The organism is Streptomyces sp. NPDC004721 (assembly GCF_053601495.1).
This window is the reverse complement of the sequence record NZ_JBSGBZ010000014.1, coordinates 118,282-138,917: the sequence shown is the minus strand read 5'-3', so window position 1 is coordinate 138,917 and position 20,636 is coordinate 118,282. Positions and strand designations below refer to the sequence as shown.

Annotated in this window: 17 protein-coding genes; 7 read left to right on the top strand and 10 right to left on the bottom strand. The window is 72.7% G+C overall.

Annotated elements, in window-relative coordinates; all coding sequences use genetic code 11:
* The first annotated feature begins 306 nt into the window (after positions 1-306).
* Entirely contained in the window at positions 307-1,554 is a 1,248-nt protein-coding gene (locus ACWEK3_RS15720) for a lactonase family protein (RefSeq protein WP_453249891.1), read from the top strand.
* Here ACWEK3_RS15720 and ACWEK3_RS15715 read toward each other — a convergent pair.
* The 10 genes from ACWEK3_RS15715 to ACWEK3_RS15670 form a co-directional block, all read right to left on the bottom strand.
* A complete protein-coding gene (locus tag ACWEK3_RS15715) occupies positions 1,522-2,247 on the bottom strand; it encodes a DUF2470 domain-containing protein (RefSeq protein ID WP_450541922.1) in 726 nt (241 codons plus the stop codon). The genes ACWEK3_RS15720 and ACWEK3_RS15715 overlap by 33 nt on opposite strands.
* A 204-nt stretch (positions 2,248-2,451) precedes the next feature.
* A complete protein-coding gene (locus ACWEK3_RS15710; protein WP_450541920.1) occupies positions 2,452-3,300 on the bottom strand; it encodes a pentapeptide repeat-containing protein in 849 nt (282 codons plus the stop codon).
* A gap of 46 nt (positions 3,301-3,346) precedes the next feature.
* The gene (locus tag ACWEK3_RS15705) at positions 3,347-4,186 is read right to left on the bottom strand and encodes an alpha/beta fold hydrolase (RefSeq protein ID WP_450541918.1); all 840 of its coding nucleotides are present in this window, start codon (positions 4,184-4,186) and stop codon (positions 3,347-3,349) included.
* Positions 4,187-4,246: 60 nt separating this feature from the next.
* Complete coding sequence (gene sigJ, locus ACWEK3_RS15700; protein ID WP_453249890.1) at positions 4,247-5,143, bottom strand: RNA polymerase sigma factor SigJ; 897 nt, start codon at positions 5,141-5,143, stop codon at positions 4,247-4,249.
* Between the two features lie 92 nt (positions 5,144-5,235).
* On the bottom strand, positions 5,236-6,537 hold the full coding sequence (locus ACWEK3_RS15695) for an alpha/beta fold hydrolase (protein ID WP_453249889.1): 1,302 nt from the start codon (positions 6,535-6,537) through the stop codon (positions 5,236-5,238).
* 111 nt (positions 6,538-6,648) lie between these two features.
* Positions 6,649-7,686 carry a LacI family DNA-binding transcriptional regulator gene (locus ACWEK3_RS15690; RefSeq protein WP_453249888.1) on the bottom strand — a complete coding sequence of 346 codons (1,038 nt, stop codon included), beginning with the start codon at positions 7,684-7,686 and terminating at the stop codon, positions 6,649-6,651.
* Positions 7,687-7,853: 167 nt separating this feature from the next.
* The gene (gene rhaS, locus ACWEK3_RS15685; RefSeq protein WP_453249887.1) at positions 7,854-8,939 is read right to left on the bottom strand and encodes a rhamnose ABC transporter substrate-binding protein; all 1,086 of its coding nucleotides are present in this window, start codon (positions 8,937-8,939) and stop codon (positions 7,854-7,856) included.
* A gap of 42 nt (positions 8,940-8,981) precedes the next feature.
* On the bottom strand, positions 8,982-9,995 hold the full coding sequence (locus tag ACWEK3_RS15680; protein WP_450541910.1) for an ABC transporter permease: 1,014 nt from the start codon (positions 9,993-9,995) through the stop codon (positions 8,982-8,984).
* Entirely contained in the window at positions 9,988-11,028 is a 1,041-nt protein-coding gene (locus ACWEK3_RS15675) for an ABC transporter permease (RefSeq protein ID WP_453249886.1), read from the bottom strand. The genes ACWEK3_RS15680 and ACWEK3_RS15675 overlap by 8 nt, the downstream gene beginning before the upstream one ends.
* The gene (locus ACWEK3_RS15670; protein ID WP_450541906.1) at positions 11,025-12,539 is read right to left on the bottom strand and encodes a sugar ABC transporter ATP-binding protein; all 1,515 of its coding nucleotides are present in this window, start codon (positions 12,537-12,539) and stop codon (positions 11,025-11,027) included. The genes ACWEK3_RS15675 and ACWEK3_RS15670 overlap by 4 nt, the downstream gene beginning before the upstream one ends.
* Positions 12,540-12,830: 291 nt before the next feature.
* Between ACWEK3_RS15670 and rhaI the strand changes: the two genes are divergently transcribed.
* From rhaI to ACWEK3_RS15640, 6 genes are all read left to right on the top strand, one after another.
* Entirely contained in the window at positions 12,831-13,991 is a 1,161-nt protein-coding gene (gene rhaI, locus ACWEK3_RS15665; RefSeq protein WP_450541904.1) for an L-rhamnose isomerase, read from the top strand.
* Positions 13,992-14,051: 60 nt separating this feature from the next.
* A complete protein-coding gene (locus ACWEK3_RS15660) occupies positions 14,052-16,091 on the top strand; it encodes a bifunctional aldolase/short-chain dehydrogenase (protein WP_453249885.1) in 2,040 nt (679 codons plus the stop codon).
* Positions 16,088-17,542 carry a rhamnulokinase gene (locus ACWEK3_RS15655; protein WP_450541900.1) on the top strand — a complete coding sequence of 485 codons (1,455 nt, stop codon included), beginning with the start codon at positions 16,088-16,090 and terminating at the stop codon, positions 17,540-17,542. The genes ACWEK3_RS15660 and ACWEK3_RS15655 overlap by 4 nt, the downstream gene beginning before the upstream one ends.
* Before the next feature lie 155 nt (positions 17,543-17,697).
* Complete coding sequence (locus ACWEK3_RS15650; protein ID WP_450541898.1) at positions 17,698-18,453, top strand: (Fe-S)-binding protein; 756 nt, start codon at positions 17,698-17,700, stop codon at positions 18,451-18,453.
* Positions 18,450-19,952, top strand: a complete 1,503-nt coding sequence (locus ACWEK3_RS15645) for a lactate utilization protein B (protein ID WP_453249884.1) — start codon at positions 18,450-18,452, stop codon at positions 19,950-19,952. Before ACWEK3_RS15650 ends, ACWEK3_RS15645 begins: the two co-directional genes overlap by 4 nt.
* Positions 19,949-20,632, top strand: coding sequence for a LutC/YkgG family protein (locus tag ACWEK3_RS15640; RefSeq protein WP_361420593.1), 684 nt, complete (start codon positions 19,949-19,951; stop codon positions 20,630-20,632). The genes ACWEK3_RS15645 and ACWEK3_RS15640 overlap by 4 nt, the downstream gene beginning before the upstream one ends.
* The last annotated feature ends 4 nt before the right edge of the window (positions 20,633-20,636 follow it).

Here is a 20,636-nt window from a genome sequence, read left to right as displayed (position 1 = left end):
GAAGCACACCGGCAGTGCGCGCGGCCCGGGCGACCGGTCTTTCCGGGCGGTCGTGGACGGCCTGCGCGGCGACAGCCACGACAAGCCGCCGCTACCCAGCCGCGACGCCCTGCCAACGGTGCGGCCGGCCAGGGACTGGCCCGGTGACGACCACGAGCCGTGGCAGGCAAAGACGCTCCGGGCAGGCCCGCACCGGGCTGCCGCCTCACGGGACCCGGGACGGGTCCCGCTGCGTTTGCGTGGGAGCGGTGGCGCGCGTCAAGGTGGCAGTCACGACCGGGGCAGCCGATGACCTGAGGTGCGGGCATGGACAGTGGTGCGAGGGCGTCGCGGCAGGGGTCCCCCCTGCTCGGGCGACGTCGGGAACCCGGGGGAGGCTGGACCAGGCGGCAGTTCGTCGGGGCCCTGACGGGAGCCGTCGCCGTACTGGCGGTCCCGGCGCCCGCGACACCGCGGGCCGGGTCCGCGCCCGGGAGCGCGCCGGAGGCCGCCGCGAGCGGTCGGCAGCCGGCGGCGAGGCGGTCCGGTCCCCGGCCCCTGTACCTGGGCACGTACACGTCCGTGCCGGGCGGCGGCAAGGGCATCGGCCTGGCGGTGTACGACCCGGTGTCGGGTGCCGTCGGCGGCCGGGGCGCCGTCGCCGGCGTCGCCGACCCGTCGTACCTCGCCGTGCATCCCGACGGCCGCACGCTGTACGCGGTCGACGAGCGGCAGAACGGCGGGGTGACCGCGGTGCGGCTCGCCGACCGGAAGGTGCTGGGCACCCGGAGCACCGGCGGGTCGGGGCCCTGCCATCTGTCCGTGCACCCGAGCGGGCGCTGGCTGCTGAGCGCCAACTACGGTTCCGGCAGCGTGGCCGTGCACCCGATAGCCGCCTCGGGCGCGCTCGGCGAGCGGGCCGACCTGATCACCCACACCAGCCCGCGGCCCGGCCCCGGACAGCAGGGGCCGCATGCCCACCAGGTCATCACCAGCCCCGACGGCGGCCACGTCCTGGCCGTGGACCTCGGCACCGACACCGTCTACACCTATCGCCTGAACACCCGCACGGGCCGCCTCACGGAGGTCTCCCAGGCGCACACCCGGCCGGGCGCCGGGCCGCGTCAACTGACGTTCCACCCGGGCGGCCGGTACGCCTATCTCGCCAACGAGGTCGACGACACCCTCGCGGTCTGTACGTACGACCGGCCCACCGGCCGGCTGACCATCGGCGCGACGGAGTCGACCGGCGGGGGCCCGGGCAAGAACTACCCGTCGCAGGTCCTGGTCACGGCCGACGGCCGGTTCGCCTACCTGGCCAACCGGGGCCACAACACCCTGGCTCGGTACGCCGTGGTGGCGAGCGGGGCCCGGCTGAAGCTGCTGGGCACGACACCGGTCGCGGGCGACTTCCCGCGTCAGATCGCCTTCTCACCGGACGGCGCGCTGCTGTTCGCCGCGAACCAGAAGTCGAGCACGGTCAGCGTCTTCCACGTCGACCGCGCGAACGGCGCGCTGCGCCTGGCGGGTACGCCGTTCCCCTCACCCGTCGCCGTCTGCGCGCTGCCGCTGTAGGGCGCGCGGGCAGGAGGCGGCGCCCGCCTGGCGAAGCAGGACGTGCATGCGCTCGGTGAGCGCGGCGAGGTCGTCGGCGGGCGCGTGGAACGGCAGACGTACGTCGCCGTGGGTGCGGGCGCGCTCGATGCGAAGGGTCAGTCCGTGCCGGTCGACGGCGAGCGGCCGGACGCGCACCGCGCCGTGCAGGCTGTCGGGTCCGACCAGACGGGTCAGCCGCTCCACCGCCTCGGGGTGGGCGTCGGCGAGGTGGGTGAGCAGGCCGGCCTCCGCCAGGGCGAGCGGGTCGGGCGCGGCGGCGGTGAACTCCTCGGCTCCGATGACGACCGCGCCGGATGGCTGCCGCAGCACGATGCGCGTGGGGTGGAACGCCAGGTGCCGCGCTTCCGGGACGAGCCGGCCGGCGAGCCAGAGCCGGGCGCGGATCCGGTTGGGTACGGGGACGGGAGCGACGTCGGCGAACTCCAGGACGGCGGACGGCTCACCGCGCGGCGCGCAGATCGCGGCGGTGCGCAGGGCGCTGTCCTCGGGTGCGTGCAGGAGTACGCGGCCGTCCTCGCTCACGGTGTGGGCGCCCACGTACTCCTCCCGTCCTCCCTCCGCCGTCACCGCGCAGGACCAGGCGGCGGCGAGCAGGGACCGCGCCCGCTGTGCCGCCGCGGGCGCCGCCGTCCAGGTCTGGCTGTCGTCCATCCCTCAACTCCTTCTTAGGTAAGGCTTGCCTAACCTATCGAAGATCGGGGGGTGTGCCAACCAGGCGGGCCGCGACCGGCGGGCGCGGAGAACCGTGAAACGGCGCACGGTCGACCGGCGGGCGCGGAGGACCGGGATACGGCGCACGGCTCCCGCTCCGGCGCGGTACCGGCGGACCGGGCGCCGTTGCGGGACGGCGGCGGGTCAGCTCCGCGCCGTCCAGTGCGCGGGACGGGAGACCGATCCGGGCAGCCGGGTGCCGGCGCTGCCCCGCGCCGCGTCGACCTGCGGCTGGGTGAGGAAGATCGCGCCGGTCAGATCGGCGTCGGCCAGATTCGCGTTCCGCAGGTCGGCGCCTATCAGGTCCGCGTCCCGCAGATCGGCTCCGGTGAGGTCCGCGGCGATCAGGCAGGCGCCGCGGAGACTGGCCCCGCGCAGGTCCGCGCCCTTCAGCCGGGCCCCGACCAGGTCCGCGCCCCGCCGGTCCTTCGGCCTGCTCTTCCCGCGCCGTACTCCGGCCCGCGCCAGCTCGCTGGTGCGCAGCAGCAGGACGTTGACCTCCTGGCGGTGCGCGCCGACGTCCAGCGCGGCCAGTTCCCCGGGCGGCAGGAGGGTGAGGTGCTCGGTACGCTCCAGCGCCCGGCGCAGTTCGCCGTGCACCGGGCGGGCGGCGCTGAGGGAGAGCGCCTCGGTCACGTACCACAGCAGCTCGTGCAGCTGCCGCACCACCGGGAACACCTCGAACATCCGCCGGGCGTCCTCCGCGGACCCCGTGCGCCAGTCCCGTCCGCCGAAGACGACCTGCGAGACCTTCTGCCCCGCTCCGAAGCAGTCGTAGACCGTGCACCCGGTGAAACCCCGCTGCCGGAGCCGCGTGTGGATGCCGCACCGGTGGTCGTCCCGGAGGTTCGGGCACGGCTTCCCCGCGGGCTTGTCCAGGGCGAAGTCCGCGGAGGCGGCGAAGGGCAGCGCGACACAGCAGAGCCCGAAGCACCGCGCGCAGTCGCCGCGCAGTCCGCTCCGGTCGTGCGGAGGGTCTTTCCGATCTTGCATGAGGTTCAACCTACTGAACTCGGGGTGCGGGGCCCGGACGGGCGGCTCACCGCAGGAAGGCGGCGGTGGCCGCCACGAACCGGCCGGCGTCGTCGAGCCACGGGTAGTGCCCCGCGCCGGGCTGGACGACCAGTTCGGCGTGCGGGAAGAGCCCGGCGTACTCGGCCATGGCGGCGGGAGGCGAGTTCGGGTCGACCTCACCGGCGAGCACGAGCACCGGGGCGGTGAACCGGGCGAGCGCCGCCCGGGTGGCGTCCGGGTCGAAGGCGCCGTCGGCGGCGTACGCGGCCGCGGCCTCGCCGTTCTTCTGCTCGGCGTCGGCGGCGTCGAAGGCCCGGGCCGCCGCGTCCCAGCGGCCGTGGCGGAGCGGGGCGACCGCCTGCCAGTGGGCGTCCGTCGCCCGGCCCGCCGTGATCTCCTCCAGCGCCGCGTACGCCGCCGCGAACCACGGCTCGTCCTCGCGCCGCCGCGCCGTCTCGCACCGGACCTCCCCGGTGACCTCGATGCCCACGGCCAGGACGCTCGGCGTGATCAGCGCCAGTCTGCCGACGCGTTCGGGGTGGCGGGCCGCGTACAGCGCCGCCAGGTTGGCGCCCGCGGAGTGCGCGAGCACGTCCACGCGTTCCACGCCCAGATGCTCGCGCAGCGCCTCGACATCGCCGACGAGCCGGTCGCAGCGGTAGCTCGCGAGGTCCCGCGGGACCGCCGATCCTCCGGTGCCCCGCAGATCCGGCAGCACCAGCCGCCGGTGCGCGGACAGTCCGCCGAGGTCGCCGAGGTAGTCCGAGGCCCGCATGGGTCCGCCGGGCAGGCAGATCACCGGAGGGCCCTCTCCGAGGACGCGGTAGGCGAGTGTCGTCGCGTCGTACGCGCGGTAGCCGGGCATGGCGACGACCCTGTCAGGGCCGTCGCCCGCCGGGCAACCGAATTCCCGGTCCGGGACCGCTCAGTCCTCCTGCGCGGCGGCCAGGTCCAGGTGCCCGAGCCGTTCGGGGTCGGCCAGGATGTAGAGGTGGGTGATCCGGCCGCCGGCGACGACGACGCCCATGACCGAACGCGGCCCGCCCTCGGGGGCGTTGGCCACCCCGACCGAGCCGTTGACCAGCACCAGGCGGGCCGTCCCGGCGTACTGCGCGAAGGTGAGGGCCTGGGCGGCCACCGTCCTGGCCCCGTGGACCACCTTGGAGGCGGCCGCGCCCCGGACGAGCGCGCCGGCATCGACCCGCAGCACCACGTCCGGGTGCAGGACGGCCACCAGCGCCTCGAAGTCGCCGCCGCGCGAGGCGGCGAGGAAGGCGTCGAGCACCCGCTTCTGCCGCGCGAGGTCGGCCTCGGCGGACGGGGTGGCGCCCTGCACCCGGCGGCGGGCGCGGCTGACGAGCTGCCGGGTCGCCGCGGCACTGCGCTCCACGATCGGCGCGATGTCGTCGAAGGGCACCGCGAACAGGTCGTGGAGCACGAACGCCAGCCGCTCGTCGGGCTGAAGCGTCTCCAGGACGACGAGCAGGGCGAGCCCCACCGAGTCGGCCCGGACCGCCTCCTGCTCCGGGTCGGTCGGTGTCAGGGGCCGGATCAAGGGGTCCGGCACGAAGGTGTCGTCGATCGGCTCCTCGCGGCGGGCGTTGCGCGCTCGCAGCAGGTCGAGGCAGACCCGGCCGGTCACGGTGGTGAGCCAGGCGCCGAGGTTCCGGATGGCGCCGGTGTCCGTGCGGGTGAGCTTCAGCCAGGTCTCCTGGACGGCGTCCTCGGCCTCGGGCACCGAGCCGAGCATGCGGTAGGCCACCGACCGCAGTTGTCCGCGGTGCTCCTCGAAGCTCCGTGCCAGGGCTTCCTCGTCAGCCATGCCGGACATGTCCTTCCCACCCCGTTCCCCCGTACGTCCCGAGCATCCTAGGCCTCGGTGTCACGGACGCGGACCGGCCGGTGCCGCCGGCGTCACACGTCGCCGGGGACGAGCCCGAGCAGCCGGTCCAGGACGCGGGGCCCGCCGGCCCGGACGCCGTCGTGCTCGAACTCGTCGGTGACCCAGGTGCGCAGGCCGCGGATCGCGCGGGCGGTGCCGAGGGCGTGGGCGGTGTCGACGTACATGTCGTCGTGGTAGACGGCCGCGGCGACCGGTACCTCGTTGGCGGCCAGGCGGGCGGGGTCGTACAGGGGCTGCCAGTCGGTGCGGGCGGCGAGCAGGTCGGCGGTCTCGCGCAGCGGACGCAGCGCCGGGTCGCAGTCGAACATCCAGGGGTGCACGGTCTCGCCGGTGAACAGCACCGGCCCGTCCCCGGCGAGGGCCTTGGCGGCGTCGAACTGCGGGAACTCCGCGCGGACCCGCTCGGCCGACCAGGCGGTGGGGCGGGTGCCCTGGCCGTAGATCGCCTCGTGGACGAGGGCGTACAGCGGGTGGCCTGCGTACGACAGCAGGCCCTGGACCTCTTCCTGGAAGGCGTCGGACAGTTCCGGGCCGTTCGGGGTGCGGACGAAGGCGTGCTCCAGGAGGAAGTGGAGGCGGTGGCTGCCGTCGCCGCCGCCGAGCATGATGCCGAGCGACTGGAAGGCCTCGACGGTCAGCCGGTAGCCGTTCGGGAGCACCACGTCGTGGGTGAGCAGATGGTCGGCGATGCGGCGGGCGCGGTCGACGTCCTGCGGGTAGCGGGCGTAGTGGGCGGCGACCTTGCGCTCGATGCGCGGGTAGGCGGCCCGGTAGACGTCGTCGGCGTGGGCGTCGAGCGAGGGCAGTCCGCCGGTGATCAGGGCGGCGGCCATGCCCTCGGGGTACGTCGACAGGTAGTTCACGGTGCAGAAGCCACCGAAGCTCTGCCCGAGGACGGTCCAGGGCGCGCCACCGGTCACCTCGGGACGGATCGCCTCGCAGTCGCGGACGATCGAGTCGGCGCGGAAGTGCGTGAGGTAGTCGGCCTGTTCGGCGGCGCCGCCGCGCAGCGGCAGGGTCTGGCGGTTGGCGGGCGTGGAGTGGCCGGTGCCACGCTGGTCGAGGAGCAGGACCCGGTAGTCCTCCAGGGCCCGGCCGAACCAGGCCTGCCGTCCGATGAAACGGTTCGCCCCGAAGCCGGGACCGCCCTGGAGGTAGACCAGCCACGGGAGGTCCCTGTCGGCCTTGTCCCGTGCGACGGCCTCACGTGCGTAGAGCTCGATCGTCTCCCCAGCCGGGTCGTCGTGGTCGAGCGGCACGGTGAAGGTGCGGTCGGTGAGGACGACGCCGGGGTGGCGGTAGCTGACGGTCAAGGGTTCTCCCGGGACGGAGGGTTTACGGCCGCGTCCCAGTTCAGCACATGTTCCTCCGCCGCCTGACCACGGGGATCAGGAATTCGTACCGCATGCGCGGTGGACGCGTCACTAGGTGGCCGGTGGGCGCCCGGGCAGGCTGGAGCTGCGCACCACCAGCTCCGGCTGGAGCACCACCCGCCGGTGCTCGTGCGCCGCCCGCGCCCCCGGCGCCTCGGTCTCCTCCAGCAGCAGCTCCGCCGCCAGGGCGCCCATGGTGACCGCGGGCTGGCGGACCGAAGTGAGCGGCACGGCCGCGGCGGCGGCGAACTCGATGTCGTCGTAGCCGACGATGGCGAGGTCGTCGGGGACGCGGATCCCGGCCGCGTACATGGCCTGCAGCACACCGAGGGCGAGCAGGTCGTTGGCGCAGAAGACGGCCGTGGGCCGGTCGGCGAGGCCGAGGAGGCGGGCGCCCGCGTCCCGTCCGGCGGCCACGTCCAGACGCTCGGTGGGCAACTCGCGCAGCGCGTCGGGGCCGAGACCGGCCTCGGCGAGCGCGTTCAGGGCGCCGGTGCGGCGGTCGCGGACCTGGTTCAGGCCGGGCGGGCCGCTGACGTACGCGAGGGAGCGGTGCCCCGCGTCCACCAGGTGCCGTACCGCGAGCGCCCCGCCCGCCACGTCGTCCATGGAGACCGAGCACTCGGTGGCGCCCTCGGCGACCCGGTCGACCAGCACGAAGGGGATGCCGTGGCGGCGGAAGGCCGCGATGTTGCGGCCGGTGGCGTCGGCCGGGGTGAGCAGGACGCCGCGCACCCGCTGTTCGGCGAAGAGGGACAGGTACTCGGCCTCCTCCCCCGGGCTCTGCGCGCTGTTGCAGACCATCACGCCGAGCCCGGCCGCGCGGGCCGCCCGCTCGGCGCCCCGGGCGACGTCCACGAAGAAGGGGTTGCCCATGTCGAGGACGAGCAGCCCCATGATCCGGCTGCGGCCCGCGCGCAGCTGCCGCGCGGACTCGCTGCGGACGTAGCCGAGCCGGTCGATCGCGGACTGCACCCGGACCCGGGTCTCGGTGGCGACGGTCTCCGGACGGTTGATGACGTTCGAGACCGTGCCCACGGAGACACCGGCGGCGCGTGCGACGTCCTTGATACCCACCGATGGGGCCATCGGGCGGAAACCTCCAGGGATGCGAGGGGCGGCGGGCGGGCTTTCACATTACCGTCATGGCACCGCACATCTGAGCGGATCAGAGGGGGGTCGGATGCGGGTCGGGCGAGGTGGAGGACCTCGCCGAGGGGCTTCGTCTCCTCGTCCGGGCGGCTGCCGCCCGGACGCTAGAAGTCGAACTCGTCGATGTTCTTCGCGTCGAAGACGGTCGGCTTGCCGAGGTTGATCAGACCGTCCTTGCCGATGGTGTACGACCCCATGGCGCCGGCCTTGAAGGTCTCGCCCTCCTTGCCGGTGATCTGCCCGGAGGAGAGGGCGACCGCGGTGTACGCGGCCAGCTCGCCGAGCTTGGCCGGGTCCCACAGCTCGAAGGCCTCGACGGTGCCGTTCTTGACGTACTTGCGCATGTCGTTGGGGGTGCCGAGGCCGGTCAGCCTGACCTTGCCCTTGTACTTGGAGCCGGACAGGTACTGGGCGGCGGCCTTGATGCCGACGGTGGTCGGGGAGATGATCCCCTTCAGGTTCGGGTACTGCTGGAGCAGACCCTGGGTCTGCTGGAAGGACGCCTGCGCGTCGTCGTTGCCGTAGGCGATCTTGACCAGCTTGACGTCCTTGTACTTGGGGTCCGTCAGCTCCTGCTTCATGTAGTCGATCCAGGTGTTCTGGTTCGTCGCGGTCTGCGCGGCGGACAGGATCGCGATCTCGCCCTTGTAGCCGATCTGCTCCGCGAGCAGTTGCACCTCGGTGCGGCCGAGGTCCTCGGCGGACGCCTGCGAGACGAAGGCGTTGCGGCAGTCCGGCTTGGTGTCGGAGTCGTAGGTGACGACCTTGATGCCGTTCTTCATGGCCTGCTTCAGCGCGGTGCACAGGGCGCCGGGGTCCTGCGCGGACACGGCCATCGCGTCGACCTGCTGCTGGGTGAGGGTGTTGACGTAGGAGACCTGGCCGGAGGTGTCGGTGGCGCTGGACGGTCCGACCTCCTTGTACTTCTCACCCAGTTCCTCCAGGGCCTTCCTGCCGCCGTTGTCGGCGGAGGTGAAGTAGGGGTTGTTGACCTGCTTGGGCAGGAAGCCGACGGTCAGGCCCTTCTTGGTCGGGGCGTTCGGGTCGGCCTTGCCGGCCGGGGAGGCGGCCGCGCCGCCGTCCTTGCCGACGTCGTTCTTGGTGGTGCCGCCGCAGGAGGTGGCGGCCAGGGCGAGGGAGGTCGCGGCGGCGAGGGCCGCGCAGGTGCGGCGGATCGTCGGCTTGCGCATGGTGAACGTCCTTTACGAGGGTGGCGAGGTGGGCGGAGCGGTTTACGAAGTCGGGGCGGGCGCCTTGGACTCGGGCGCCGGGGAGGCCCGGCGCCGACCCCTGGCGACGGAGACCTGGCGTGCGACCCGCGGGCCGAGGACGGAGACGACGAGCAGGGCTCCGGTGACGACGATCTGCGACTGGGCGGAGACGTTCAGCAGGCTCATCACGTTCTGCGACGCGCCCAGCAGGAAGACCCCGGCGACGGCGCCGCCGAGTGTGCCCTTCCCGCCGTCGAAGTCGATGCCGCCGAGCAACACCGCCGCGACGACGGAGAGTTCCAGCCCGGTGGCGTTGTCGTAGCGGGCGCTGGCGTAGTGCAGGGCCCAGAAGACGCCGGTCAGGGCGGACATGAGGCCGGTGGCGACGAACAGGGCCAGCTTGTCGCGCTTGACCCGGATGCCGGCGAACCGGGCCGCCTCCTCACTGGCACCGATCGCGAACAGCGATCGTCCGAAGGGCGTGGCGTGCAGGGTGACCACGGCGATCGCCAGCAGGAGCAGGAAGGGCAGGAACGCCTGCGGCAGGAAGGTGTTCCCGACGCGTCCGGCCGCGAAGTCCAGGTACGGGGTGGGGAAGTCGGTCACCGCGTCGGAACCGAGCACGATCTGCGCTATGCCCCGGTAGGCGGCGAGGGTGCCGATGGTCACCGCGAGGGACGGCAGTCCGAGCCTGGTCACCAGCAGGCCGTTGACCAGGCCGCACACCGCGCCGAGCAGCAGGCACAGCGGGATGATCGTCTCGATCGCCATGCCCTGGTTCCACAGGGCACCCATCACCGCGCCGGACAGACCGGCGGTGGAGGCCACCGACAGGTCGATCTCACCGGAGACCACGAGGAGGGTCATCGGCAGGGCGATCAGCGCGATCGGCAGGGTGTTGCCGATCAGGAACGACAGGTTGAGGGCGTTGCCGAAGCCGTCGACGAAGCCGAAGGAGAGCAGCAGGACCACGACGAGCAGGGCACCGACGACGGTGTCCCAGCGCACGGCACGGGAGAGGTCGAAGTCAGCCATGGCGGGCGTTCCTCTTCTTCAGGGCCGACGCCACGCGCAGCGCGACGACGCGGTCGACCGCGATGGCGAGCAGGAGCAGCAGGCCGTTGATCGCCAGCACCCAGACGGAGCTGACGCCGAGGGCGGGCAGCACACTGTTGACGGAGGTCAGCAGCAGGGCGCCGAGGGCCGCTCCGTACACGCTGCCGGAGCCGCCGGTGAAGACCACGCCGCCGACCACGACCGCGCTGACGACGGTGAGTTCGTATCCGCTGCCGGTGCCGGAGTCGACGTTGCCGAACCGGGCCAGGTACATCGCCCCGGCCAGACCGGCGAGGCCGCCGCAGAAGGTGTAGGCGGCCAGGACGCGCTTGCGCACCGGGATGCCGGCGAGCCGGGCGGCCTCCGGGTTGGAGCCGAGCGCGTACAGTTCGCGGCCGCTGCCGTAGTGCTTGAGGTAGTACGCCGTCGCCACCAGGACCGCGAGGGCGATCAGCGCCAGGTACGGCACCGTCCCGATCCCGCCGGAGCCGAAGTCGACGAACCCGCCGGGCAGATCGGCCGCGGTGATCTGGCGGGAGCCGACCCAGACGGAGTCGATGCCGCGGATGATGTAGAGGGTGCCGAGGGTGACGACGAGCGCGGGCACCTGGCCGAGGCTGACGAGAAGCCCGTTCAGCAGGCCGAAGCCGGTACCGAGGAGCACCGCCAGGATCACGGCCACCACGGGGTTGCCGCCGCCCTGCAGGCAGGTGCCGGCGGCGAAGGCGCTGATGCCGAGCGTGGAGCCGACCGACAGGTCGACGTTGCGAGTGATGACGACCAGGGACTGGCCGGTGGCGACCAGCACCAGGATGGTCGCGTTCAGCAGCAGGTCCTTGACGCCCTGCTCGGACAGGAATTCGCTGTTGCCCGCCTGGCCGACGGCGATCAGCGCCAGGAAGACGACCAGGATGGCGAGCTCGCGCATCTTGAACACGCGGTCGACCAGCCGGGTGCCACTGGATCGGTGCGCGTCGGCGGCGGAGGCGGGCTTGGGGGCGGTCGCGGTCACGCGGCCCTCCCCGTGGCTGCGGCCATCACGGTTTCCTCGGTGGCGTCGGAGCGGGGGATCTCGGCGGTCAGCCGGCCCTCGTGCATCACGAGCACACGGTCGGCCATGCCGAGGATCTCGGGCAGGTCGGAGGAGATCATCAGGACGGCGACCCCGTCGGCGGCCAGTTGGCTGAGCAGCCGGTGCACCTCGGCCTTGGTGCCGACGTCGATGCCGCGGGTCGGCTCGTCGACGATGAGCACCTTGGGGCCGGTGGCGAGCCACTTGGCGAGGACGACCTTCTGCTGGTTGCCGCCGGAGAGCGTGGAGACGGTGTCGGCGATCCGCGCGTACTTGACCCGGAGTCTGACGGCCCAGTCCAGGGAGCGGCTGCGTTCCGCGCCGCGGTCCATCAGGCCGGCCCTCACGGTCGTACGGAGCCCGGTGAGGCCGATGTTGCGCTCGATGGACATGTTCATCACCAAGCCCTGGGCGCGCCGGTCCTCGGGGACCAGGGCGAGACCGGCGGCCATCGCGGTGGACGGGGCGCCCTTGGTGAGCCGGCGTCCGTCGACCTCGACCTCGCCGGCGTCCCAGCGGTCGATGCCGAAGACGGCGCGGGCGACCTCCGTGCGCCCGGCGCCGACCAGCCCGGCGAGGCCCACGATCTCGCCGCGCCGCACGTCGAAGGAGACATCGGTGAAGACGCCCTCGCGGGTCAGGCGGCGCACGCTGAGCGCGACATCACCCGGTGCCACGTCCTGCTTGGGGTAGAGCTCGTCGAGGTCGCGGCCGACCATGCGCCGCACGAGGTCGTCCTCGGTCATGCCGTCCAGCGGCTCGGTGGCGATCCAGGCGCCGTCGCGCAGGGTCGTCACCCGCCGGCAGATCTCGAAGATCTCCTCCAGGCGGTGCGAGATGAACAGCACCGCGGCTCCCTGGTCGCGCAGGGCGCGCACGACGTTGAAGAGGCGGGCGACCTCGCTGCCGGTCAGGGCCGCGGTCGGCTCGTCCATGATCAGGACGCGGGCGTCGAAGGAGAGCGCCTTGGCGATCTCGACGATCTGCTGGTCGGCGATGGACAGTCCGCGTGCGGGACGGTCGGGGTCGAGGTCGACACCGAGGCGCCCCATCAGGGCGCGGGTGGCCTCGTGGGTGGCCTTGTGGTCGATACGACCCAGGGCCCGCCGGGGCCTGCGGCTCATGAAGATGTTCTCGGCGATCGACAGGTCGGGGAAGAGTGTCGGTTCCTGGTAGATCACGGCGATGCCGGCGTCGCGGGCGTCGCCGGGGCCGTGGAAGACGACGGGCTCGCCGTCGAGCAGCACCTGGCCGGCGTCGGGCCGGTGCACCCCGGCAAGGGTCTTGATGAGGGTCGACTTGCCCGCGCCGTTCTCCCCGGCGAGGGCGTGCACCTCTCCCGGAAGCAGTTCCAGGGACACGTTCCTGAGGGCACGCACCGCACCGAAGGACTTCGAGATGTCCCTGAGCGCCAGCACCGGGGCCGGACCCGTGTCGGACGGGTGAGTCATGGGGGCTCCTCGACGACGCCGACGGAAGGGCCGCCCCACGTCGTGAAAGGTTTCAACTTGGTTGGCCGGGACGTTAGGCAAGGAGCCGATGGGACGTCAATGGGTGCGGATCGAAAACATCACAGGATCGAGGGTCACAAAGGGATTACGGAGAACTGCCCACACCGGAAGGGTTGACACCCCCGTCGGTGACTCATAACTTCCACTCCTGAATCGTTTCACGAGAGGCTGATCAGATACCCGCCAAGGCCTGTCAGCAGACTTTCGACCCGACGTCACAGGAGCCCTGCAGTGACCGAGCTCGCCGCGGTGAAGGCCGCCCTCAAGACCCAGGCCGTCGAGACGCCGTCGTGGGCGTACGGGAACTCGGGGACCCGCTTCAAGGTGTTCGCGCAGGCGGGCGTGCCGCGTACGCCGTGGGAGAAGCTGGACGACGCGGCCCAGGTGCACGCCGTCACCGGCGTCGCGCCGGCCGTCGCCCTGCACATCCCGTGGGACCGGGTCGACGACTACGCGCCGCTCGCCCGGCACGCCGAGGACCGCGGCCTGACGCTGGGCGCGATCAACTCCAACACCTTCCAGGACGACGACTACAGGCTCGGCAGTATCTGCCATCCGGACGCGGCGGTACGGCGCAAGGCGGTCGACCACCTGCTGGAGTGCGTCGACATCATGGACGCCACCGGATCGAGCGATCTGAAGCTCTGGTTCGCCGACGGCACGAACTACCCCGGCCAGGACGACGTGCGGGGACGGCAGGACCGGCTGGCTCAGGGGCTGGCCGAGGTGTACGAGCGGCTCGGCGAGGGGCAGCGGATGCTGCTGGAGTACAAGCTCTTCGAGCCGGCCTTCTACAGCACGGACGTCCCGGACTGGGGAACGGCGTACGCGCACTGCCTGAGGCTGGGACCGAAGGCGCGGGTCGTGGTGGACACCGGGCACCACGCCCCGGGCACGAACATCGAGTTCATCGTCGCCACCCTGCTGCGGGAGGAACGGCTCGGCGGGTTCGACTTCAACTCCCGGTTCTACGCCGACGACGACCTGATGGCGGGCGCGGCCGATCCCTTCCAGCTGTTCCGGATCATGTACGAGGTGGTACGCGGGGGCGGGTTCACGTCCGAGGTCGCGTTCATGCTCGACCAGTGTCACAACGTCGAGGCGAAGATCCCGGCGATCATCCGGTCGGTGATGAACGTTCAGGAGGCGACGGCCAAGGCGCTGCTGGTGGACCGGAGCGCGTTGTCCGCCGCACAGGGCTCCGGGGACGTGCTCGAGGCCAACGCCGTGCTGATGGACGCGTACAACACGGACGTGCGTCCGCTGCTGCGTGAGGTGCGGGAGGAGATGGGGCTGGACCCCGAGCCCCTCGCGGCGTATCGCCGGTCGGGGTGGGCGGAGAAGATCGTCGCCGATCGGGTGGGGGGCCGGCAGGCCGGGTGGGGGGCGTAGTTCCCCATCGGCACAGTCCGCGCCCCTTCTTGTCCTCCCCTCTCCTGAATGGAGCCCCCCATGTCGCTTCACCCCGAGGCCGCCGCCCTTCTGTCCCGGTCCCATCGGCTCGGCACCGATCCCCGGAACACCAACTACGCGGGCGGCAACGCGTCCGCGAAGGGCACCGGCACCGATCCCGTCACCGGCGGTGACGTCGAGCTGATGTGGGTGAAGGGGTCCGGAGGCGACCTCGGGACACTCACCGAGGCAGGGCTCGCCGTGCTGCGGCTGGACCGGCTGCGGGCGCTGAAGGACGTCTACCCGGGTGTCGAGCGCGAGGACGAGATGGTCGCCGCGTTCGACTACTGCCTGCACGGCAAGGGAGGGGCGGCGCCCTCCATCGACACCGCCATGCACGGGCTGGTCGGCGCCCCGCACGTGGACCATCTGCACCCCGACTCCGGTATCGCGCTCGCCTGTGCCGCCGACGGGGAGAAGCTGACCGCCGAGTGCTTCGGGGACCGTGTGGTGTGGGTGCCGTGGCGGCGGCCCGGGTTCCAGCTGGGGCTGGACATCGCGGCGGTCAGGGAAGCCAATCCGCGGGCGATCGGCTGTGTGCTCGGCGGGCACGGGATCACCGCGTGGGGCGCGGACTCCGAGGAGTGCGAGCGCAACTCGCTGCACATCATCCGCACCGCCGAGGACTTCCTCGCCGAACGCGGGAAGCCCGAGCCGTTCGGGGCGGTCGTCGAGGGGTACGAGGCGCTGCCCGAGGGCGAGCGGAAGAAGCGGGCCGCCGCCCTGGCACCCCACGTACGCGCGCTCGCCTCGCGGGACAGGGCGCAGGTCGGGCACTTCAGCGATGCGCACGTCGTGCTCGACTTCCTCTCCCGTGCCGGGCATCCGCGGCTCGCCGCGCTCGGCACCTCCTGCCCCGACCACTTCCTGCGGACCAAGGTCCGGCCGCTCGTGCTCGACCTGCCGCCGGCGGCTCCGCCGGCGCAGGCGATCGCCCGGCTGAAGGAGTTGCACGCCGAGTACCGCGCGGAGTACGCCGCCTACTACCAGAGGCACGCGCTGCCCGACTCCCCCGCGATGCGCGGCGCGGACCCGGCGATCGTGCTCGTGCCGGGCGTCGGCATGTTCTCCTTCGGCAAGGACAAGCAGACGGCCCGGGTGGCCGGCGAGTTCTACGTCAACGCCGTCAACGTCATGCGGGGCGCGGAGGCCGTGTCGGCGTATGCGCCGATCGAGGAGTCGGAGAAGTTCCGTATCGAGTACTGGGCGCTGGAGGAGGCCAAGCTCCGCCGGATGCCCGCGCCGAAGCCCCTCGCGGCACGCGTCGCGCTCGTCACCGGCGCGGGCAGCGGCATCGGCAGGGCGATCGCTCGGCGGCTCGTCGACGAAGGCGCGTGCGTCGTGGTCGCCGATCTGAACGCTCACAACGCCGCCGCCGTCGCCGAGGAGCTGGGCGGGCCCGACACGGCGGTCGCCGTGACGGTGGACGTGACGGACGAGGAGCAGATCGCGGGGGCCTTCCAGGCGGCGCTGCTCGCGTTCGGCGGGGTGGACCTGGTCGTCAACAACGCCGGCATCTCGATCTCCAAGCCGTTGCTGGAGACCTCGGCCGAGGACTGGGACCTCCAGCACGACATCATGGCGCGCGGATCGTTCCTGGTCTCGCGGGAAGCGGCGCGGGTGATGACTGCGCAGGGGCTGGGCGGTGACATCGTCTACATCGCTTCCAAGAACGCCGTGTTCGCCGGGCCCAAGAACATCGCCTACTCGGCCACCAAGGCCGACCAGGCGCATCAAGTGCGGCTGCTGGCAGCTGAGTTGGGTGAACACGGGATCCGGGTCAACGGGGTCAACCCGGACGGGGTCGTACGCGGCTCCGGAATCTTCGCGGGTGGCTGGGGCGCGCAGCGGGCCGCCGTGTACGGAGTGCCGGAGGAGAAGCTCGGCGAGTTCTACGCCCAACGGACGCTGCTCAAGCGGGAGGTGCTGCCCGAGCACGTCGCGAACGCCGTCTTCGCGCTGACCGGCGGGGAACTGACCCACACCACGGGGCTGCACGTCCCGGTCGACGCCGGCGTCGCGGCCGCCTTCCTGCGATGAGCCCGGACGTGAGGGCGTACGCCGCCGTCGACCTCGGCGCGTCCAGCGGCCGGGTCATGGTCGGCCGGGTCGGCCACGACCGGTTGGAGCTGACCGAGGCGCACCGCTTCCCCAACCGGCCGGTGCGGCTTCCCGAAGGGCTGCGCTGGGACGTGCTCGCCCTGTACGCCGGCGTGCTGGACGGGCTGCGGGCGGCGGGCCGGGTGGATTCCATCGGCATCGACGGCTGGGCCGTGGACTACGGCCTGCTCGACGCGGACGGCGCCCTGCTCGGCAATCCCGTCCATTACCGCGACGCGCGCACCGAGGGCGTGGCGCGGAAGGTTCGGGCGACGATGCCGGCCGCCGAACTGTACGCGGCGACCGGCATCCAGGACGCGCCCTTCAACACCCTGTACCAGCTGACGGCGGCCCGCTCCTCTCCCCAACTCGCCACCGCGCGACGCCTGCTGCTGCTCCCCGACCTGCTGACGTACTGGCTCACGGGCGAGCAGGGCACCGAGCTCACCAACGCCTCGACCACCCAGCTCGTCGACCCGCGCACGCACGACTGGTCGTACGAGGTCGCGGCGCGGCTGGGCATCGACCTGGACCTGTTCGCGCCGCTGCGCCGGCCCGGGGATCCGGCGGGCGTGCTGCGGCCCGAGGTGCTGCGGGAGACCGGGCTGCGCGGGCCGGTGCCGGTGACGGCCGTCGCCTCGCACGACACGGCGTCCGCGGTGGCCGCCGTGCCCGCCGGCGGGGAACGGTTCGCGTACATCTGCACGGGCACCTGGTCGCTGGCCGGCCTGGAGCTGGACGCCCCGGTGCTCACCGAGGACAGCCGCGCCGCCAACTTCACCAATGAGCTGGGGCTCGACGGCACGGTTCGCCACCTGCGCAACATCATGGGGCTGTGGCTGCTCCAGGAGTGCGTACGGGCCTGGGGCGACCCGGACCTGGGCGAGCTGCTGCGGGAGGCTGCCGAGGTGCCCGCGCTCCGGTCGGTCGTGGACGCGGGCGACGCCGCCTTCCTGGCGCCGGGCCGGATGCCGGAGCGGATCGCGGCGGCCTGCCGGGCCTCCGGTCAGCCGGTGCCCGGCTCGCCCGCCGAGATCACCCGCTGCATCCTCGACTCCCTCGCCCTCGCCCACCGCCGGGCGGTCGCCGAGGCGCAGCGGCTGGCCGACCGTCCCGTCGACGTCGTGCACATCGTGGGCGGTGGCGCCCGCAACGCCTTGTTGTGCCGGCTGACCGCCGACGCCTGCGGGCTGCCCGTGGTCGCCGGGCCGGCCGAGGCGGCGGCCCTCGGCAACATCCTGGTGCAGGCCCGGGCGCACGGGCTCGTCGGCGACCGGGCCGACATGCGGGCCCTGCTCGCCCGGACGCAGCCGCTCGTGCGGTACGAACCGGGCGGCGACGGGGCGGCCTGGCGCGCGGCCGAGGCCCGGCTCGCCGCCGTCACCCCGTGAGCCGCTGCTTCGCCAGGCCGGGAGACTCCGGTCTCCGCCACGCCGGAAACCGGAGTCTCCCGTCGGGCCCGTCGCCTGACTACTCCCCCACTACGCTGAACGCGTGCGGGAGGTGCCCCCATCACTCGTCCGATGACCGACCACGAGGAGCCGCGATGCGTGTCGCTCTGTTCCTGACCTGCGTCAACGACACGCTCTATCCGGACACCGGGCGCGCGGTGGTGAAACTCCTGACCAGGCTGGGCGTGGAGGTGGACTTCCCGATGGCCCAGACATGCTGTGGGCAGGCGCACTACAACACCGGGTACCGGCACGAGGCCGAGCCGCTGGCCCGGCGTTTCTCCGATGTCTTCCGGGACTACGAGGCGATCGTGACCCCGTCCGGTTCCTGCGGTGCGATGGTGCGGGAGCTGTATCCGCGCATGGGCGAACGGGCACGGGCCGAGGGGCGCGGGGGCGGGCTCGCGGCCACCCTGGCCCCGGTGGTGCCCAGGACGTACGAACTGACGGAGTTCCTGGTGGACGTGCTGGGGGTGACGGACGTGGGCGCGTACTACCCGCACACGGTGACCTATCACCCGACCTGCCACGGGCTGCGGAGCCTGGGCCTGGGGGACCGGCCGCTGCGGCTGCTGCGCGCGGTGAAGGGGCTGGAGCTGGTGGAGCTGCCCGGGGCCGAGGAGTGCTGCGGCTTCGGCGGCACCTTCGCGGTGAAGAACCCCGACGTCTCGGCGGCGATGGGCGCCGACAAGGTGCGCAACGCCGAGTCGACGGGCGCGGAGGTGCTGTGCGCGGGCGACAACTCGTGCCTGATGCACATCGGCGGCACGATGGCCCGCCTCGGGACGCGCATGCGGCCGGTGCACATCGCGGAGATCCTGGCCGGCACGGAGGAGGAGGCCGCGGCATGAGCGCGACGTTCGTGGGAATGCCCGGCTCCTCGGCGTTCCCCGCCTTCCCCCGGGCCGCGCACGACGCCGTGCGCGACACCACCCTGCGCGGCAATCTGCGCCACGCCACCCACACCATCCGCGCCAAGCGGGCCGCGGCCGTGGCGGAGATGCCGGACTGGGCGGCGCTGCGTGAGGCGGGACGGCAGATCAAGGACCACACCCTGCGTCATCTGGACTGGTATCTGGTGCGGGTGGAGCAGGCGGTCACCGCCGCGGGCGGCACCGTCCACTGGGCCGCCGACGCCGACGAGGCCAACCGGATCGTGGCCGGACTGGTCAAGACCACGGGCGAGAGCGAGGTCGTCAAGGTCAAGTCGATGGCCACCCAGGAGATCGGCCTCAACGAGGCCCTCGAGGCCGAGGGCATCCGGGCCTACGAGACCGATCTCGCCGAGCTGATCGTGCAGTTGGGCCACGACCGGCCCTCGCACATCCTCGTGCCCGCGATCCACCGCAACCGCGGCGAGATCCGGGACATCTTCCGCTCCGAGATGAGCCGGTGGGGCCGCCCGGCCCCCGAGGGCCTCACCGACACTCCCGCCGAACTCGCCGAGGCCGCGCGGCTGCACCTGCGGGAGAAGTTCCTGCGCGCCAAGGTCGGCATCTCCGGCGCCAACTTCGTCGTCGCCGAGACCGGCACGCTGGTGGTGGTGGAGTCCGAGGGGAACGGGCGGATGTGCCTGACCCTGCCCGAGACGCTGATCTCGGTCGTGGGCATCGAGAAGATCGTGCCCACCTGGCGCGACCTGGAAGTCTTCCTCCAGACGCTCCCCCGCTCCTCGACGGCCGAGCGGATGAACCCGTACACGTCCATGTGGACCGGCACCACCGACGGAGACGGGCCCGCGACCTTCCACCTGGTACTGCTCGACAACGGCCGCACCGACACACTCGCCGACGAGGTCGGCCGCCAGGCCCTGCGCTGCATCCGCTGCTCGGCCTGCCTGAACGTCTGCCCGGTCTACGAGCGGGCCGGCGGGCACGCCTACGGCTCGGTCTACCCTGGCCCGATCGGCGCCATCCTCAGCCCCCAACTGCGCGGCACGGCAAGCGAGATCGACGCCTCCCTGCCGTACGCGTCCTCACTGTGCGGCGCCTGCTACGAGGTGTGCCCGGTGGCCATCGACATCCCCGAGGTGCTGGTCCACCTGCGCGAACGCGTCGTCGAGGGCGGCCCGGCGACGCGCGCGGGCAACAAGGTGCTCCTCAAGCCGGCCAAGGGGCACGCCGCCGAGCGCGCGGCCATGCGCGCGGCCCGCTGGGCCCTGACCCGCCCCGGCGCGCTGCGCGGCGGCCAGCGGCTCGCCTCCCGGACCCGCCGCTTCCATCCCCGCACGCTGCCCGGCCCCGGCCGGGCCTGGAGCGGCACCCGCGATCTGCCGCCGGTGCCGGCGGAGCCGTTCCGCGACTGGTGGCAGCGCACGGACGGCCGACCCGGCGGAAAGGACGCGAAGTGAGCAGCAGGGACCGGATCCTGGGCCGGGTACGGCGCGCCCTGGCGGACGTACCACCGGACGACACTCCCCCACCAGCGCCGGAACGGCCCGGCAGGCACCCCAGGTACGAGCAGGCGGTCTCCCGCGACTATCTGCGGCAGCACGGCGACCGGAGCACCGAGGAGACGGTGGACCTGCTCGCCGAGAACCTGACCGACTACCGGGCGATCGTGCACCGCTGCGACGCTGAGGGGCTGCCCCGGCTGATCGCCCACCTGCTGGGCGAACGGGGCTCGAACACCGTCCTTGTGCCGCCCGGCCTGGAGCAGGGCTGGCTGACCGCCATCGAGATCACCCTGGTCGCGGACCGGCCGGACAGCACCCCGCACGAACTCGACCGGGTCGACAGCGTCGTCACCGGCTGCGCGGTCGCCGTCGCCGAGACAGGCACCCTCGTCCTGGACGGCTCCCCCGACCAGGGCCGGCGCCGGATCACACTCGTCCCCGACCACCACATCTGCGTGGTGCGCGTTCCGGGCCAGGTCGTCTCCTCCGTGCCGCAGGCACTGGACCGCCTCGACCCGACCCGGCCGCTGACCTGGATCTCCGGCCCCTCCGCCACCAGTGACATCGAACTGGACCGGGTGGAGGGCGTGCACGGGCCGCGCACCCTGGAGGTGGTGCTGGTGAGCGGGGAGTGACGTC

Excerpts from the sequence above, each read along its gene's own strand:
- ACWEK3_RS15720 (WP_453249891.1), top strand. The coding sequence starts at position 307 with ATGGACAGTGGTGCGAGGGCGTCGCGGCAGGGGTCCCCCCTGCTCGGG.
- ACWEK3_RS15715 (WP_450541922.1), bottom strand. The coding sequence starts at position 2,247 with ATGGACGACAGCCAGACCTGGACGGCGGCGCCCGCGGCGGCACAGCGG.
- ACWEK3_RS15710 (WP_450541920.1), bottom strand. The coding sequence starts at position 3,300 with ATGCAAGATCGGAAAGACCCTCCGCACGACCGGAGCGGACTGCGCGGC.
- ACWEK3_RS15705 (WP_450541918.1), bottom strand. The coding sequence starts at position 4,186 with ATGCCCGGCTACCGCGCGTACGACGCGACGACACTCGCCTACCGCGTC.
- sigJ (WP_453249890.1), bottom strand. The coding sequence starts at position 5,143 with ATGGCTGACGAGGAAGCCCTGGCACGGAGCTTCGAGGAGCACCGCGGA.
- ACWEK3_RS15690 (WP_453249888.1), bottom strand. The coding sequence starts at position 7,686 with ATGGCCCCATCGGTGGGTATCAAGGACGTCGCACGCGCCGCCGGTGTC.
- rhaS (WP_453249887.1), bottom strand. The coding sequence starts at position 8,939 with ATGCGCAAGCCGACGATCCGCCGCACCTGCGCGGCCCTCGCCGCCGCG.
- ACWEK3_RS15680 (WP_450541910.1), bottom strand. The coding sequence starts at position 9,995 with ATGGCTGACTTCGACCTCTCCCGTGCCGTGCGCTGGGACACCGTCGTC.
- ACWEK3_RS15670 (WP_450541906.1), bottom strand. The coding sequence starts at position 12,539 with ATGACTCACCCGTCCGACACGGGTCCGGCCCCGGTGCTGGCGCTCAGG.
- ACWEK3_RS15660 (WP_453249885.1), top strand. The coding sequence starts at position 14,052 with ATGTCGCTTCACCCCGAGGCCGCCGCCCTTCTGTCCCGGTCCCATCGG.
- ACWEK3_RS15655 (WP_450541900.1), top strand. The coding sequence starts at position 16,088 with ATGAGCCCGGACGTGAGGGCGTACGCCGCCGTCGACCTCGGCGCGTCC.
- ACWEK3_RS15650 (WP_450541898.1), top strand. The coding sequence starts at position 17,698 with ATGCGTGTCGCTCTGTTCCTGACCTGCGTCAACGACACGCTCTATCCG.
- ACWEK3_RS15645 (WP_453249884.1), top strand. The coding sequence starts at position 18,450 with ATGAGCGCGACGTTCGTGGGAATGCCCGGCTCCTCGGCGTTCCCCGCC.